This is a genomic window from Streptomyces sp. NPDC093586, assembly GCF_044764905.1.
In the GTDB taxonomy this organism is placed as follows: Bacteria; Actinomycetota; Actinomycetes; order Streptomycetales; family Streptomycetaceae; genus Streptomyces.
This window is the reverse complement of sequence record NZ_JBIWJA010000033.1, coordinates 32,417-46,623: the sequence shown is the minus strand read 5'-3', so window position 1 is coordinate 46,623 and position 14,207 is coordinate 32,417. Positions and strand designations below refer to the sequence as shown.

Annotated in this window: 15 protein-coding genes and 1 pseudogene; 7 read left to right on the top strand and 9 right to left on the bottom strand. The window is 72.9% G+C overall.

Translation table 11 applies throughout. The features are described from left to right. Positions 1-33 precede the first annotated feature (33 nt). Together ACIRFH_RS27940 and ACIRFH_RS27935 are read right to left on the bottom strand one after the other, a co-directional pair. On the bottom strand, positions 34-639 hold the full coding sequence (locus tag ACIRFH_RS27940) for a DUF998 domain-containing protein (RefSeq protein ID WP_403526445.1): 606 nt from the start codon (positions 637-639) through the stop codon (positions 34-36). A 92-nt stretch (positions 640-731) separates the two neighbouring features. Next, positions 732-1,067 (bottom strand): annotated as a pseudogene (locus tag ACIRFH_RS27935) (TetR/AcrR family transcriptional regulator); the annotation flags it as partial. A gap of 219 nt (positions 1,068-1,286) precedes the next feature. On the opposite strand from ACIRFH_RS27935, the gene ACIRFH_RS27930 reads away from it, so the two are divergent. Together ACIRFH_RS27930 and ACIRFH_RS27925 are read left to right on the top strand one after the other, a co-directional pair. Then, positions 1,287-2,099, top strand: a complete 813-nt coding sequence (locus ACIRFH_RS27930; protein WP_403526442.1) for an SAM-dependent methyltransferase — start codon at positions 1,287-1,289, stop codon at positions 2,097-2,099. Between the two features lie 65 nt (positions 2,100-2,164). Further along, positions 2,165-3,067 carry an endonuclease/exonuclease/phosphatase family protein gene (locus ACIRFH_RS27925; RefSeq protein WP_403526563.1) on the top strand — a complete coding sequence of 301 codons (903 nt, stop codon included), beginning with the start codon at positions 2,165-2,167 and terminating at the stop codon, positions 3,065-3,067. 256 nt (positions 3,068-3,323) lie between these two features. Here ACIRFH_RS27925 and ACIRFH_RS27920 read toward each other — a convergent pair whose 3' ends face one another. After that, positions 3,324-3,833, bottom strand: a complete 510-nt coding sequence (locus ACIRFH_RS27920; protein WP_403526439.1) for a GtrA family protein — start codon at positions 3,831-3,833, stop codon at positions 3,324-3,326. Between the two features lie 280 nt (positions 3,834-4,113). On the opposite strand from ACIRFH_RS27920, the gene ACIRFH_RS27915 reads away from it, so the two are divergent. Continuing rightward, on the top strand, positions 4,114-4,683 hold the full coding sequence (locus tag ACIRFH_RS27915; RefSeq protein WP_403526560.1) for a tellurite resistance TerB family protein: 570 nt from the start codon (positions 4,114-4,116) through the stop codon (positions 4,681-4,683). Between the two features lie 69 nt (positions 4,684-4,752). Next, on the top strand, positions 4,753-5,688 hold the full coding sequence (locus ACIRFH_RS27910; RefSeq protein WP_403526436.1) for an aminoglycoside phosphotransferase family protein: 936 nt from the start codon (positions 4,753-4,755) through the stop codon (positions 5,686-5,688). Here ACIRFH_RS27910 and paaE read toward each other — a convergent pair. The 5 genes from paaE to paaA are packed head-to-tail and all read right to left on the bottom strand — an operon-like array spanning position 5,676 to position 9,383. Continuing rightward, positions 5,676-6,782, bottom strand: coding sequence for a 1,2-phenylacetyl-CoA epoxidase subunit PaaE (gene paaE, locus ACIRFH_RS27905; RefSeq protein ID WP_403526433.1), 1,107 nt, complete (start codon positions 6,780-6,782; stop codon positions 5,676-5,678). The two genes, ACIRFH_RS27910 and paaE, sit on opposite strands and share 13 nt — an antisense overlap. Then, complete coding sequence (gene paaD, locus ACIRFH_RS27900) at positions 6,782-7,285, bottom strand: 1,2-phenylacetyl-CoA epoxidase subunit PaaD (RefSeq protein ID WP_403526430.1); 504 nt, start codon at positions 7,283-7,285, stop codon at positions 6,782-6,784. Before paaD ends, paaE begins: the two co-directional genes overlap by 1 nt. Further along, the gene (gene paaC, locus ACIRFH_RS27895; RefSeq protein ID WP_403526426.1) at positions 7,279-8,106 is read right to left on the bottom strand and encodes a 1,2-phenylacetyl-CoA epoxidase subunit PaaC; all 828 of its coding nucleotides are present in this window, start codon (positions 8,104-8,106) and stop codon (positions 7,279-7,281) included. Before paaC ends, paaD begins: the two co-directional genes overlap by 7 nt. 9 nt (positions 8,107-8,115) lie before the next feature. Beyond that, entirely contained in the window at positions 8,116-8,409 is a 294-nt protein-coding gene (paaB, locus tag ACIRFH_RS27890; protein ID WP_403526423.1) for a 1,2-phenylacetyl-CoA epoxidase subunit PaaB, read from the bottom strand. Beyond that, positions 8,406-9,383 carry a 1,2-phenylacetyl-CoA epoxidase subunit PaaA gene (gene paaA, locus ACIRFH_RS27885; RefSeq protein ID WP_403526420.1) on the bottom strand — a complete coding sequence of 326 codons (978 nt, stop codon included), beginning with the start codon at positions 9,381-9,383 and terminating at the stop codon, positions 8,406-8,408. Before paaA ends, paaB begins: the two co-directional genes overlap by 4 nt. A gap of 243 nt (positions 9,384-9,626) precedes the next feature. Between paaA and paaI the strand changes: the two genes are divergently transcribed. The 3 genes from paaI to ACIRFH_RS27870 all read left to right on the top strand — a co-directional run bounded on the left by paaI (position 9,627) and on the right by ACIRFH_RS27870 (position 12,850). Further along, positions 9,627-10,073: a hydroxyphenylacetyl-CoA thioesterase PaaI gene (paaI, locus tag ACIRFH_RS27880; protein WP_403526557.1), complete on the top strand. Its 447-nt coding sequence runs from the start codon at positions 9,627-9,629 to the stop codon at positions 10,071-10,073. Next, positions 10,070-11,431, top strand: coding sequence for a phenylacetate--CoA ligase PaaK (gene paaK / locus ACIRFH_RS27875; RefSeq protein WP_403526417.1), 1,362 nt, complete (start codon positions 10,070-10,072; stop codon positions 11,429-11,431). The genes paaI and paaK overlap by 4 nt, the downstream gene beginning before the upstream one ends. A 120-nt stretch (positions 11,432-11,551) precedes the next feature. Beyond that, entirely contained in the window at positions 11,552-12,850 is a 1,299-nt protein-coding gene (locus tag ACIRFH_RS27870) for a flavin-containing monooxygenase (RefSeq protein ID WP_403526414.1), read from the top strand. A gap of 105 nt (positions 12,851-12,955) precedes the next feature. Here ACIRFH_RS27870 and ACIRFH_RS27865 read toward each other — a convergent pair whose 3' ends face one another. Continuing rightward, entirely contained in the window at positions 12,956-14,083 is a 1,128-nt protein-coding gene (locus ACIRFH_RS27865; protein WP_403526412.1) for a tryptophan dimethylallyltransferase family protein, read from the bottom strand. Between the last annotated feature and the right edge of the window lie 124 nt (positions 14,084-14,207).

Genomic DNA, 14,207 nt, shown 5'->3' with positions numbered 1-14,207 from the left:
GGGCGGCCCCGGCACCGGTACGCCGGGGCCGCCCTACCGGTTCCGCGCGTTCCCTTCGCGTCCCCTGGAGTGCGACAGGCAGGACGTGACCACCACGAAGGGCCACAGGGACTGTGCGAACGTCACCACCCGTTCCGCGACCCCGGCCGCGCCGTGCCGGGTCATCTCGAACAGGAACCATGCGCCGCCGACGGCCATCAGGGCGGTCGCCGCGATCGACGGCGCGGGCCGCAGTGCCCACGGGGTGCCCTCGTCGCCGTCGACGGCCAGGACCGGCCACAGCGCCAGCAGTGCGAATCCGACGACCGCCACCGCGCCGTGGCGCAGGGATCCCCCGCTGCTCGGCGCCGGCAGCAGCACCACCGCGAACGCCGCCAGCCCTCCCCCGCCGAGCGCCACCCGGCCGGCGGCCGCGGCCGCCCGCAGACCCCACGCGGTCAGCAGGTGGCAGAGCCCCAGCGCGAGGAACGCCCCGTTCATCACCCAGAACCCCGAGGCACCGGAGGACCCCAGGACACTGATCGTCTGGGTCGAGGGGTCGTAGGCGGGCATCAGCGACGCCGCGATCGCCCACCCTCCGATCAGCAGGAGCGGCGCGCACCCCGACGTGAACAAGGCCCACCTGGGAACGATTCGCATCGGAACACCATAAAACGCCCACTTCCCATACCTTCCCGTCCGGTCACGGGTCGCCCCGTTGCCCCACCCGGCCTTTCCGGTCCGGGCCGGTCGCCGCCGACCCGCCGGCCGGGGGCGGTGGTGATGCGGGTGACGGCTTCGAGGGTCAGGGCCCGGCCGTGCGGCTCCCGGGCCAGGGCGCGATGGAGCGACAGGCCCTCGATGAGGGCGTCGAGCTGGCGGGCGGTGTCCGGGGCGAAGTGCTCCTCCAGGTGTGCGCGGCTGCTCCGCATCCATTCATGGGCGAGTTCGCGGTAGGCGGGCCGGCGCGCCGCGAGGGTGTAGAGCTCCTGGGTGAGGACGAGGTCACGGGGGCTGCCCTCGGACAGGGCGGGCACGAGATCGGTCACCGCCCGCAGGGCCTGGTCGCGGTCGGCCGGGGCGACGAGGCAACGACCGTGCGAGCCCTCCGTTCGACCGGCCGGGCGAGCACACGGCGCCAACAGTCATGCACGGAGACCGTACGGTGAACGTCCGTACGCCACCTCTCGACCGGTCCCGCGGCGCACGCTCCACCGCACCATGTGAATCCCTGTACGAACGGGGAGCGTCGAGACGTAGGTTGTGACGGAACACTTCACGCCCCGGCCGAGAGACGGACCTTCCCCATGAGCGACCCCGTGACGACGCCCGGACCCGCGCACCAGAAGATCGACACCTCGGTGCCGCATTCGGCCCGGATCTGGAACTACTGGCTGGGCGGCAAGGACAACTACCCCGTCGACGAACAGGCCGGTGACGCCTACACGGCCGTCTTCCCCGGCATCGTCACCATCGCCCGCAGCAGCCGTGCCTTCCTGCGCCGCAACATCACCCATCTGGTCGCCGAGGCCGGCATCCGCCAGTTCCTGGACGTCGGGACGGGTCTGCCCACCGCGGACAACACCCACGAGGTCGCCCAGCGGATCGCCCCGGAGTCCCGGATCGTCTACGTCGACAACGACCCGATGGTCCTGGCGCACGCCCGCGCCCTGCTCACCTCCACACCCGAGGGGGCGACGGCCTACATCGACTCGGACGTGCTCGATCCGGACCGCATCGTGGCGGCGGCGGCCGGCACGCTCGACCTCGACCGTCCCGTCGCGCTCGTCCTGAGCAACATCCTGGGCCACATCCCCGACCACGACGTGGCGCGCTCCGTCGTCACCCGGCTGATGGACGCCCTGCCCCCGGGCAGCTACCTGTCCGTCAACGACGGTTCGCGGGGCGTCGACCCGGACTTCGAACAGGCGCAGGACGCCTACAACAAGAGCGGCGCCGCGCCGTACGTGCTGCGCACCGTGGAGGAGATCACCGCGTTCTTCGACGGCCTGGAGCTCGTGGAGCCCGGAGTCGTGCCGGTCACCCTCTGGCGCCCGGACGGCCTCTCCCCCGCCACCGGGCCCATCGGTGAGCACGGCGGTCTCGCCCGCAAGCCGTGATTCCCGCGACCGGCCGCCGCCCGTTCTTCGCCGCCACGGGCACATCGGCCTGGACGGGGGGCCGGGTGGTGGCCGCGTCGGCGGTACCGACCGCGGGGCTGCTGGCCTTCCCGGGGGCGGTGCCCAACTCCGTCGGGCGGGCGGGCAGTCTGCTGGAGACGTTCCTGCCGTGGCTCGGCCTGGTGGTCGTGGCACTGCTCGGCCTGGCACTGCTGCGCCGCTCGGCCGTCGCGCTGGTGGCCGTGCTGCTGCCGGTCGCCGCCTGGACGCATCACTTCGGCGGGCTGCTGCTGCCCGCTGCGCAGAGTGGCGGTGACGACCTGGTCGTGGTGCAGCACAACGTCAGCGACGAGAACCCCGACCCCGCCGGAACGGCCCGCGCCCTGGCCGGCGCCGGACCCGATCTCATCGCGCTGGAGGAGTTGGTGCCCCGGGCGCTGCCGGTGTACGAGAGGGCCCTCGCCCGCCGGTATCCGTACCGCGCGGTCCAGGGCACCGTCGGGCTCTGGTCGAGGTATCCGCTGACCGAGGCCGGGCCGGTGGACATCAGACCGCGCGGGATCACGGGGGCCTGGGATCGTGGGCTGCGGGCGGTGGTCCGCACGCCGTACGGTGAAATCGCCGCGTACGTCGCCCACTTGCCGTCGGTGCGCGTCCGGGCGAGCGGACTCGCGTCGTCGTGGCGCGACGAGAGCGCCCGCCTGCTCGGCGAGGCCGTCGGCGCCGAGCGACGGGAGAAGGTGCTGGTGCTGGGCGACCTCAACAGCACGGTCGACGACCGCGGGCTGAAGCCGCTGACCGCCCGTCTGAACACCGCGGAACGAGGACTCGCCTTCAGTTTCCCGGCCGCCTTCCCGCTGGCCAGGATCGACCAGGTCATGGCCCGTTCGATGACGGTCCGCCGCATCAGCGCCCTGCCCGCCACCGGAAGCGACCACCTGCCGGTCGCCGCCGGGATCGCCCTCTGAGCGGGCGCACACGAAACCCCCGCCCCCGGGAAGCCGGGGACGGGGGTTCGACACGGAGCGCCGGGCAGGCCTTGCACCTGCATTTTCCCGCAGGAAGCGGGACGTCTTGCCTTAGACGACCAACGCGCGGACATCCGCCGTGTGGTGGCTGGACGACCTGGGAAGACTCTAGCGCAGTCGCCTGGAGGACGCATGCCGGGGTCGCGATGGCGGCATCGGCCACGAGAGCGGTCCGGCACCCGGCGGGCGAGGCGCGTCAGGGCCGGCGGCCCCGGGGGCCGCGGAAGACGGCCAGCCTCAGGACGGCGAAGCGCACCACGGTGACCACGACCGACGTGCCGGTCAGGACGACGGTCTCGGCGGCCGGTGACGCGCCCGGGTCCGCGTGTCTGAGCCACAGCACGGCACCGGACGTCACCAGGTAGCCGAGCAGGAAGAGGCCACCGGCGCCCAGATGGGCCCGGGCGGGCCGCACGGGGGCGTGCCGGAACGTCAGGCGCCGGTTGGCCTCGGTGTTGAGCACGGTGAGGACGAGCAGGGAGACGAGGTTGGCGACGGCCGGAGGCCACCAGGCGCGCAGCAGCCAGTAGACCAGCGCCTGGCCGACGGTCGACGCGACGCCGATGGCGACGAACCAGCCGGCCTCCCGCGACCACGCCCTTCGCCGAGGGACGGCACCGGGCACCGCTTCGCCCCGTCCGGTGCCCCCTGCCTGACGGCGGCCCGTCGTGGCGCGGACGGTCCCGGGCGTCTTCGACCGAGCCACGCGTCACGCTCCCCCGCAGATCACCGGCCGTGGTTCCACCACGTCACCGTAGGTGTCGATGCCCGCCGCCCCCTTCCGGCACCCGTGGCTGCGGAGCCTACTACGGCAGCCCGCGAGGCCCGTCCGGGGTCCGTCCGGGCGCGGCTCCCCAGGTGGTTTTGCTTCTCCTTTACGATTCGGGAACCGCTCCCGGCCCGGGAGCGTTCAACCTGACGGGCCGTGACGTGACGCGTTCGCGGCCCATGACGGATACGCAGCGACAGAAGCCGAGGTGGCACGAGTGGCGATGTGGGACCGGATCAAGGACCAGGCCAAGACGCTCCAGCAGTCCCAGGGCGCGCGGGGAACGGGCGGGCACGGGCAGGGGCAGCAGGCGTTCGGCCGGCCGGGCCCGTCGTCCTCCGGTGGCTCCAAGGCCCAGCTGATCGGGCTGTTCAAGTCCCAGCTCGCGTCGGTGAAGACGGAGCTCAAGAGCGGTGCCTACCGGGACGCGAGCATGGCCATGTGCGCGCTGGTGGCGGCGGCCGACGGGCGGGTCGAACCGGCGGAGCGGCAGCGCGTGGAGGAGCTCATCGTCTCCAACGAGGTCCTGCAGAACTTCCCGGCGGACCAGCTCCGGCAGCGGTTCAACCAGCACGTGGACCGGCTCCTGGGCGATTTCGAGGCGGGCAGGGCCGAGGCGCTGCAGGTGATCGCCAAGGCCGCCAAGAAGCCCGCGGAGGCCCGAGCGGTGGTCCAGACCGGCATGGTCGTCGCCGGCGCGGACGGGGTCTTCGAGCCGGCCGAACAGCACGCGGTGCGTGAGGCGTGTACCGCGCTGGGACTGTCTCCCGCGGAGTTCGGCGTCTGAGCGCCTTCCGGGCCGCCGGGGCGGGAAAACGTTTGACGCGCGTCGGCGCCCGGCGATCGGATGGCGTCCATGAGTTCAGGTCAGGCGCGTCCCGGTGTGCGCCCCGTCGACGACGCTCTCGTACGGCGGCTGGTCGCAGGCCGGTTCCCCCGGTGGTCCGGCCTGCCGGTGCGGCGGTATCCGTCCGGCGGGACGGTCAACGCCATGTACCGGCTGGGCGAGCAGATGGTCGTACGGCTGCCGCTCACGGAGGGCGGGGCCGCGGACGTGGTGGCCGAGCGTCACTGGCTGCCACGGCTGGCGCCCCTGCTGCCCGTGTCCGTCCCCGAGGCGGTGGGGGCGGGAGAGCCCGCCGAGGGGTATCCGTGGCCCTGGTCGGTGTACCGGTGGCTGCCCGGGGAGATCCCCGCGGAGGGGGCGCTGGGCGATCCGGTGGCTCTGGCCGGGGATCTGGCCGGATTCGTGGCGGCGATGCGCAGCATCACCCTGCCGGGGGCACCGCCGGCGTACCGCGGGGGTCCGCTCGCCTCGCTCGACGCGTCGACCCGGGCGGCGATCGAGGAGCTGCGCCGCATTCCGCAGGAGGGCATCGACGGTGATGCCGTGACCGCCGTCTGGGACGACGCGCTGCGCGCACCGGCCTGGGAGGGGCCGCCGGTGTGGCTGCACGCCGATCTGATGCCGGGCAATCTGCTGGTCGAGGCCGGCAGGCTCTCCTCGGTGATCGACTTCGGCTGCGCGGGTGTGGGCGATCCGGCCTGCGACCTGTTCCCCGCGTGGAATCTGCTGCCGGCCGGTGCGAGGGAGGTCTTCCGCGAGGCACTCGGCGTGGACGGGGCGGCCTGGCGGCGCGGCCGGGGGCGGACGCTCTCCCAGGCGCTGATCGCACTGCCCTACTACCGCGAGACCAATCCGGCGATGGCCCGCAACGCCCGGCACGTGATCCGGGCGGTGCTGGAAGAGGCCGGATCACCGGGTGCCGTGACGCCGGGTCAGCTGTCGTAGTCGACGGTGAGTGTGTCGGACGCCGGGTACGACTGGCAGGTCAGGACGTAGCCGGCGTCGACCTCGGCGGGTTCGAGGGCGTAGTTGCGCCGCATGTCGGCCTTGCCGTCGGTGACCAGGGCGCGGCAGGTGCCGCAGACGCCGCCCTTGCAGGCGAACGGCAGGTCGGGCCGGGTCTGCTGGGCGCCGTCGAGGACGGTGCGTTCCCGGGACAGGGAGGCCGTCGTGGACCGGCCGTCCAGGGTGATGGTGACCTCGCTGACCGGGCCGCCCGGCCCGGCGTCCTCGTGGTGCACCTCGCGCACCGGCTGGTCGTCGGCGAAGAACAGCTCCCGGTGGACACGGTCGGCGGGCACGCCGAGGCCGGCCAGGACCCGCTGGGCGTCGAGGACCATGCCGTGCGGGCCGCACAGCCACCAGTGATCGGCGTTCTCCACGTCGACCAGGGCGTCGACGAGCGCCGAGAGCCGTTCGGCGTCGAGGCGTCCGGAGAGCACCTCGGCCTCCCGGGGCTCGCGGGAGAGCACGTGGGCCAGCTGGAAGCGGGCGGGGTGCAGGTCCTTCAGGTCGGCCAGTTCGTCGGCGAACATCACCGTGTCGGTGCGGCGGTTGCCGTAGAACAGGGTGACGGTGGAGCGGTCGTCGGCGGCCAGCACCGACTCGGCTATGGACAGCATGGGCGTGATGCCCGAGCCCGCCGCGATGAGCACATGGTGGCCGGGAGCGGTGAGGTCGGGGGTGAACAGACCGGTGGGGGCCATCACCTCGACCGTGTCACCGGGCCGCACGTCGTTGACGAGCCAGGACGAGAACAGGCCGCCGGGCACCACGCGGACCCCGATGCGCGGTGCCGAGCCGGCCGGTGAGCAGATCGAGTAGGAGCGGCGCTCGTCGCGGCCCTCGATCTCGCGCCGCAGGGTGAGCGACTGTCCTGGCGCGAAGGCGAATTCCCCGGCCAGTTCCCCGGGGACGTCGAAGCCGACGGCGACCGCGTCCGCGCACAGCCGCTGGACGGCGGCGACGCGCAGGCGGTGGAAGGCCGGGCGGCGCCGGACGCGTGCCGGGACGGCCGAGGCGGGGGCGGTCGGGGCCATCAGATCTCCTTGACGTACTCGAACGGTTCGCGGCAGGCCCGGCAGCGCCACAGCGCCTTGCAGGACGTGGCGGCGAAACGGGAGGTCTCCTCGGTGTCCGCCGCACCGCAGCGGGGGCAGGGCACCGTGCGCCGGGTGGGCGACAGCACGAGGGCGACCGGGCCGCGGGGCGCGGAACCGGGCGGGGCGATGCCGTGCTCGGTGAGCTTGCGGCGGCCGGACTCGGTGATCCAGTCGCTGGTCCAGGGCGGGCTGAGCACCGTGCGGATCTCCACCCGCGCGTACCCCGCGTCCCGCAGCCGCGCGGCGACGTCCGCCCGCATCTCGGCCATGGCGGGACAGCCGGAGTAGGTGGGCGTCAGACTCGCGACCACCGTGCCGTCCTCGGTCAGCTCGACGTCGCGCAGCACCCCGAGGTCGGCGAGGGTCAGCATGGGCAGTTCGGGGTCCGGCACCCGCTCGGCGACGCGCCGGGCGTGCCGGGCGTCCAGGGCGGTCACCATGTCGCCTCCGGGTGGGCGCGGGCCACGCTCTGCAACTCGGCGAGCAGGGGCGCGAGGTGCTCGGTGTGCTCGCCGTCGCGGCCGGAGCCGGGCAGCGGCCGGTACACGGGCATCGGCAGGCCGGCCGCCTCGGTGACCTGGCGCAGGACGGCGGTGAGTTCGTCGCGCACGTCGTACGCGGCGTGCAGTTCGCCGAGGTAGGGGGCGATCTGCTCCAGGGCCGTGCGCATCCTGCGGTGGGACTCGTCCGTGCCGTCGCCGAGGCGCACCGCCCACTCGGCCGCGTACTGCCGGTGGTACGTCAGTTCCTTGACGCCCTTGGCGGCGATCGCCGCGAGGACCGGGTCGGGGTGGGTCACGAGCCGCTCGAAGTGCGCGAGACGCCAGGCGGAGAGCACCAGCAGCCGGACGACGGCGAACGCGAAGTCGCCGCGCGGCAGTTCGGCCAGGCGCACGTTGCGGAAGTCGCCCGGGTCCCGGAAGTAGGCGTAGGCGTCCTCGTCACGGCCGGTGCCGTCGGCCTGGCCGGCGCGCGAGTAGAGCAGGCGGGCCTGGCCGAGGAGGTCGAGGCCGATGTTGGCCAGCGCCACCTCCTCCTCCAGCTCGGGGGCGCGGGTGACCCACTCGGCGAGCCGCTGGGCCGAGACCAGGGCGTCGTCGGCGAGCACCACGCACTGGGCGGCCAGCTCACCGGCGTCGACGTCGTCGGGCACGGTGGTATCCACCCCGTGCAGCGGGTCCTCGAAGCCCGTGCCGTAGGCCCAGCGGGTGTCGTCCTCGTGTCCCTCGGCGAGGGTCATGTAGACGTGGTCGTCACTCATGCCCTGCTCCTAGATGTGGGGGACGTCGTCGGGGATGTCGTAGAAGGTCGGGTGGCGGTAGACCTTGTCGGCGCTGGGGGCGAAGAAGGGGTCCTTCTCGTCGCGGGTGGAGGCGGCGATGTGCTCGGAGCGGACCACCCAGATGCTCACGCCCTCGTTGCGCCGGGTGTAGAGGTCGCGGGCGTGGGTGAGCGCCATCGCGTCGTCGGCGGCGTGCAGCGAGCCGACGTGGACGTGGTTGAGGCCGCGCTTGCCGCGCACGAACACCTCGTACAGCGGCCACTCCTGCTTCGCCGGGGTCATGCCGCCGCTCCCTTCTGCGTACGGGCGGCCCGCTTGGCCGCGTGGGCGGTGGCCGCCTCGCGGACCCAGGCGCCCTCCTCGTGGGCGGTGCGCCGCCGCTGGATCCGCCGGGCGTTGCACGGGCCGTCGCCCTTGATGACCCGCATCAGTTCGTCCCAGTCGGGGGTGCCGAAGTCGTGGTGCCCGGTCTCCTCGTTCCAGCGCAGCTCGGGGTCGGGCAGGGTGACGCCGAGTTTCTCGGCCTGGGGGACGGTCATGTCGACGAAGCGCCGGCGCAGCTCGTCGTTGCTGTGCCGCTTGATCTTCCAGGCCATCGACTGCGCCGAGTTGGGCGAGGCGTCGTCGGGCGGGCCGAACATCATCAGCGACGGCCACCACCAGCGGTTCACCGCGTCCTGCACCATCTCGCGCTGGGCGTCGGTGCCGCGCATCATCGTCATCAGCAGCTCGTAGCCCTGCCGCTGGTGGAACGACTCCTCCTTGCAGATGCGCACCATCGCGCGCGCGTAGGGCCCGTAGGAGCTGCGGCACAGCGGGACCTGGTTGCAGATCGCCGCACCGTCCACGAACCAGCCGATCACGCCGACGTCGGCGAAGCTCAGGGTCGGGTAGTTGAAGATCGACGAGTACTTCTGGCGGCCCTCGATCAGCCGCTCGGTGAGGTCGGCCCGGTCCGCGCCGAGGGTCTCCGCCGCCGAGTACAGGTAGAGCCCGTGGCCGGCCTCGTCCTGGACCTTGGCGAACAGGATCGCCTTGCGGCGCAGGGACGGCGCCCGGGTGATCCACTCGCCCTCGGGCTGCATGCCGATGATCTCCGAGTGCGCGTGCTGGGCGATCTGCCGGATCAGCGTCCTGCGGTAGCCGTCCGGCATCCAGTCGCGCGGCTCGATCCGCTGGTCGTGCGCGATCGTCGCGTCGAAGTGCTCCTGCAGCCCCGCGGGGGGCGGCGCCTCGGCGGCGTGTGTCGTGGTCATCGATACCAGCTTCCCCTACCGACCATTCGTTCGGTACCAGTCTGACGTGTTTCCCGGGGCCGGGCAAGACCTCGGACCGGCCACCCTCCTGACCTGCGACCCGGGGCGGGCGCCCGCCTCTTGACAGGCCGGGACGTGACTGGATTACTGGGCCGTGCCGCACGGTAACCGAATGGTCGGTCGGGACACAAGGTGGTGGATGGCGTGGCACAGACCGCTGGGGCGACGACGCCGGCACAGGCGATGTTCGCCGCGGACGAGGCGTCCCGTCGCCTCGGCATCGAGCTGCTGGAACACGGCGAGGGAAGGGCCGTGCTCCGCATGACCGTGACGCCCGCGATGGTGAACGGGCACCGGATCGCCCACGGCGGTTACCTGTTCCTGCTCGCGGACACCGCCTTCGCCTGCGCCTGCAACAGCCACGGAGCCGTGACCGTCGCCGCCGGCGCCGACATCGTGTTCGTCGCCCCCGCGCGCGAGGGCGACGTGCTCGTGGCCAGGGCCGAGGAACGCACGCGGTACGGCCGCAGCGGCGTCTACGACGTCAGCGTGCGGCGCGGCGAGGAAGTGATCGCGGAGTTCCGCGGGCGCAGCCGCAGCGTCCGGGGCTCGACGAAGGACACGGCGGCGGATCCGGCGGCGGATCCGGCTGCGGACGGGACGCCGGGCACGACGAAGGAGTCGCGATGAGCAGCGAACCGACGACCGGCGCACCGGCGGCCACCGCGGCCTCCGCCTCCCGCCTCGGACGCCCCCTCCCCCAGGACCTGCTGGACGACGGCGAGCGCCTGACCGGTGATCAGCTGCGCGAACTCCAGCTCGACCGGCTGCGCGCGACCCTGCGGCACGCCTACGAGAACGTGGAGCTGTACCGGAGGAAGTTCGACGCGGCCGGGGTCAAGCCCGACGACTGCCGCAGTCTGGCGGACCTGTCCCGGTTCCCCTTCACCACGAAGGCCGACCTGCGGGACACCTACCCCTTCGGCATGTTCGCCGTCCCGATGTCCGAGGTGCGACGCGTCCACGCCTCCAGCGGCACCACCGGCCGCCCCACCGTCGTCGGTTACACGGAGGGGGACCTGTCCAGGTGGGCGGACGTCGTCGCCCGCTCGATCCGGGCCGCCGGCGGCCGCCCGGGCCACAAGGTCCACATCTCGTACGGCTACGGCCTGTTCACCGGCGGCCTGGGCGCGCACTACGGCGCCGAACGCGCCGGATGCACCGTGATCCCCGCCTCTGGCGGCATGACGGCCCGGCAGGTGCAGATCATCCAGGACTTCCGGCCCGAGATCATCATGGTGACCCCGTCGTACATGCTCACCCTGCTCGACGAGTTCGAGCGGCAGGGCGTCGATCCGCGCACCAGCTCCCTGGAGGTGGGCATCTTCGGCGCCGAGCCGTGGACCGAGGAGATGCGCCGCGAGATCGAGGAGCGCACGGGCATCCACGCCGTCGACATATACGGCCTGTCCGAGGTGATCGGCCCGGGCGTGGCGCAGGAGTGCGTGGAGACCAAGGACGGGCTGCACGTGTGGGAGGACCACTTCTACCCCGAGGTGGTCGACCCGGTCACGGACGCGGTGCTGGCCGAGGGCGAGGAGGGGGAGGTCGTCTTCACCTCCCTCACCAAGGAGGCGCTGCCCGTCATCCGTTACCGCACCCGCGACCTGTCCCGGCTGCTGCCCGGCACCGCCCGGCCCGCCTTCCGCCGGATGCAGAAGGTCACCGGCCGCTGCGACGACATGATCATCCTGCGCGGGGTGAACGTCTTCCCCACCCAGATCGAGGAGATCGTGCTGCGCACCCCCGGTGTGGCCCCGCACTTCCAGATCCAGCTCACCGAGCGCGGGCGCATGGACCACATGGCCGTCCGCGTCGAGGCCCGCCCGGACGCCGGACCCGAACAGCGCGAGGCCGCCGCGCGGGCGATCGGCCAGGGGGTGAAGGACGGTGTCGGCATCACCGTCGAGGTGGCCGTCGTCGACCCCGGGACGCTGGAGCGTTCGGTCGGCAAGCTGCGCCGGGTGAAGGACCTCCGCCGGGCGTGACCGGGGGAAACGTGAGCACCGACACAGCGGTTCGCCATGCGCACTGGTGTGCGGGGAGATGCGGATGGGCAAGGAATGCATGATCGGGGGAGGTCTGTGTCCGTCCTGAGGGGAAAACCCGTGCGAGTGTGTGTGATCGGTGCCGGTCTGTCGGGGTTGGCTGTGGCCCGTGCCCTCAACGACCGTGGCATCGAGTTCGTCTGCCTGGAGAAGGCTCCCGACGTCGGGGGGATCTGGCGTCAGCCGCAGGCGGGTGAGCGCGGCCCGGGGTACCTGTCCCTGCACCTCAACACCGCCAAGCAGCTGACCTGTTACGCCGACTTCCCGATGCCGGCGTCGTACCCGCTCTATCCGCGGCACAGCGAGGTCGCCGCCTATCTGCGGTCGTTCGCCGAGTGGGCCGGGGTGCTGGACCGGATCGAGCTGAGCACCGAGGTGGTCTCGGTGCGCCAGGACGCGGACGGCATGTGGACGGTCGACAGCAGGGACGCGGACGGCGAGGTGTCGTCGCGTCGGTTCGAGCACGTGGTCGTCGCCTCGGGGCACCACAGCGAGCCCGCCCTGCCCGACCCCCTCCCGCCGGGCGCCGCCTCCTTCGAGGGAACGATCCTGCACTCCCTCGACTACCGCGACGGCAGCGACTTCGCCGGGCAGCGCACCGTCGTGGTCGGCCTGGGCGCGTCGGCGGTGGACATCGCGGCGGACCTGTCCCGGCACGCCGCGCGGACCGTGCTGTCGGTGCGCCGGGGACTGCACATCGTGCCCAAGCAGCTCTTCGGGCTGTCGGTCGACGAGATCGCGAACGCGCCCTGGTGGTCCGCCATGTCCTTCGCCGAACAGCGCCGTTTCGTGGAGCAGGCCCTGCTCGTCGCGCGGGGCAGGCTCTCCGACTACGGTCTGCCCGAGCCCGACCATCCGGTCTTCTCCTCGGCCGTGACCCTCTCGGACGAGATCCTCAGCCGGATCCGGCACGGCGCGGTGACCCCGAAGCCGGCGATCGACTCCTTCGACGGCAGCCGGGTCGTCTTCACCGACGGCACCGATGTGGAGGCGGACGCGGTCGTCTACTGCACCGGCTTCCACATGACCTTCCCCTTCCTGCCCGAGGGCTGCCCGCTGGGTCCGGACGGCTCGGTGGAGCTGTACCGGCGGGTCGTCCCGGCCGGCCGGCCCGGTCTGTACTTCGTCGGCCTGGTCCGGCCCGTGGGCGCGATCACCCGGCTGGTGGAGGCCCAGGCGCAGTGGGTGACGCGGCTCATCGACGGCGAGGCCGCGCTGCCCGGGGCCGACGAGATGCGCGAGGAGATCGGCGCGTACCTCGACGGGATCGCCCAGCGCTACGGCAGGACGCAGGGCGCCTCGATCCAGGTCGACGTGGGCCCGTACCTGAGCGGGTTCCGCGAGACGCTCAACGTGTAGCGCCCCGCGCGCCCACGCGCCGCACCCGCACCCGCACCCGCACCCGCACCAGGGGCCCCTCGGTGACGTCCGCCGAGGGGCCCCTGGCCGTGCCGTGCGCTCCGCTCAGTGCACCGCCACCGTGTCCCGGGCCTCCCGGGCGACCGGCGGCCTGACCGCGTACGCCTCCGAGGAGAGGTACGCCGTCACCCGCGGCGCGCGGTCCTGCTGGTGGGCCAGCGCCAGGTAGGCGATCAGGCCCACGCCGTCCTCCGGCCGGCGCCCGGTCAGGGCGGCCAGGGACCGGCCGAGCGCGGGGGTGTCCACCCCGTACCGGCGCAGCACGCTCACGCCCCGTGCGAGCGCCTCCCCGTCGTGCCGGGCGTAGTCCCGGACGGGGATGTGGAGGGTGAAGCCGGTCGGCCGTGCCGTGCCGGTGTCGGTGAAGGAGTGGCACGTCAGGCCGGGCCGCCCGTCGAGCCGCGCCACCCGGGTGGCGGCGCCGGCCGCCGTGAGGAAGAAGTCCTCGACCGCGGCGGGGTGAGGGCTCGGGTCCATGCGGGACAGCCGTCCGGCCTGCCCGGCCGTCAGGTTGTCGTGCCGCAGGTAGACCTTCACCCGGGGCTCCTCCCAGTCCCCCAGGTCGAGCGCGACGAACGGATACCCGTCGGCGGCGGGGAGCGCGGCGAAGGCCTGCCGGTGCCCCAGCCGGTGCAGGGCCTCGCGCACCGTCTCGACGGTGCGTTCGGGCCCGGAGGCGGCCGGGTTCAGGTACACCTTGACCTTGGGCACGCCGCCGGGCCGCAGCTCCAGCGCGCACCACAGGGCCAGCGGGCCGTGCGGGGAGCGCGGCAGGAACAGGTCCCGGACCGCGTCGAGCGGGCCGGTGGTGAAGTTCCAGCGTTTCGCCATCGCCCGTACCGTCTCGAGTCCGGCGCGGCCGTTGCGAGCCAGGCTGTCTGCGCCGCAGCCGGGTTCCAGGAGCACCCGCAGTGCGGGGGCCGCGCCCGGCTGGAAGGAGAGGGAGAACTCCACCGGGGTGTGGTCGTCGGACAGGAAGGTGCGGTTGGGCGGAGGCAACGCCAACGACCGGTCGCTCTGCGGCCCCAGGGTGTCCGTCAGGACACGGGCGTAGGTGTCGATGTCGGTCTCGGACAGGCCCGCGACCGCGCCGAGTCTTCGCAGCTGACCGCTCGTGAAGGCACCGAGGGTCGTGGTTCCCGGCAGTCCCCCGCCCGTGGACACCCCCGTCACCGGCCCGTCCCCCGTCGCGGGCCTGCAAGAAGATACCCGCCCGTTCGGGCGGGTATCGGAGTGGTCGGCGGCGGGAGAGCGGCGTTCGTGGATATGTGGTCCACGACACCTCCTTTTACTCGTG

Bases quoted from the DNA above. Each gene is read 5' to 3' on its own strand.
- ACIRFH_RS27940 (WP_403526445.1), bottom strand. From the start codon at position 639: ATGCGAATCGTTCCCAGGTGGGCCTTGTTCACGTCGGGGTGCGCGCCG.
- ACIRFH_RS27930 (WP_403526442.1), top strand. From the start codon at position 1,287: ATGAGCGACCCCGTGACGACGCCCGGACCCGCGCACCAGAAGATCGAC.
- ACIRFH_RS27910 (WP_403526436.1), top strand. From the start codon at position 4,753: ATGAGTTCAGGTCAGGCGCGTCCCGGTGTGCGCCCCGTCGACGACGCT.
- paaE (WP_403526433.1), bottom strand. From the start codon at position 6,782: ATGGCCCCGACCGCCCCCGCCTCGGCCGTCCCGGCACGCGTCCGGCGC.
- paaD (WP_403526430.1), bottom strand. From the start codon at position 7,285: ATGGTGACCGCCCTGGACGCCCGGCACGCCCGGCGCGTCGCCGAGCGG.
- paaC (WP_403526426.1), bottom strand. From the start codon at position 8,106: ATGAGTGACGACCACGTCTACATGACCCTCGCCGAGGGACACGAGGAC.
- paaB (WP_403526423.1), bottom strand. From the start codon at position 8,409: ATGACCCCGGCGAAGCAGGAGTGGCCGCTGTACGAGGTGTTCGTGCGC.
- paaA (WP_403526420.1), bottom strand. From the start codon at position 9,383: ATGACCACGACACACGCCGCCGAGGCGCCGCCCCCCGCGGGGCTGCAG.
- paaI (WP_403526557.1), top strand. From the start codon at position 9,627: ATGTTCGCCGCGGACGAGGCGTCCCGTCGCCTCGGCATCGAGCTGCTG.
- paaK (WP_403526417.1), top strand. From the start codon at position 10,070: ATGAGCAGCGAACCGACGACCGGCGCACCGGCGGCCACCGCGGCCTCC.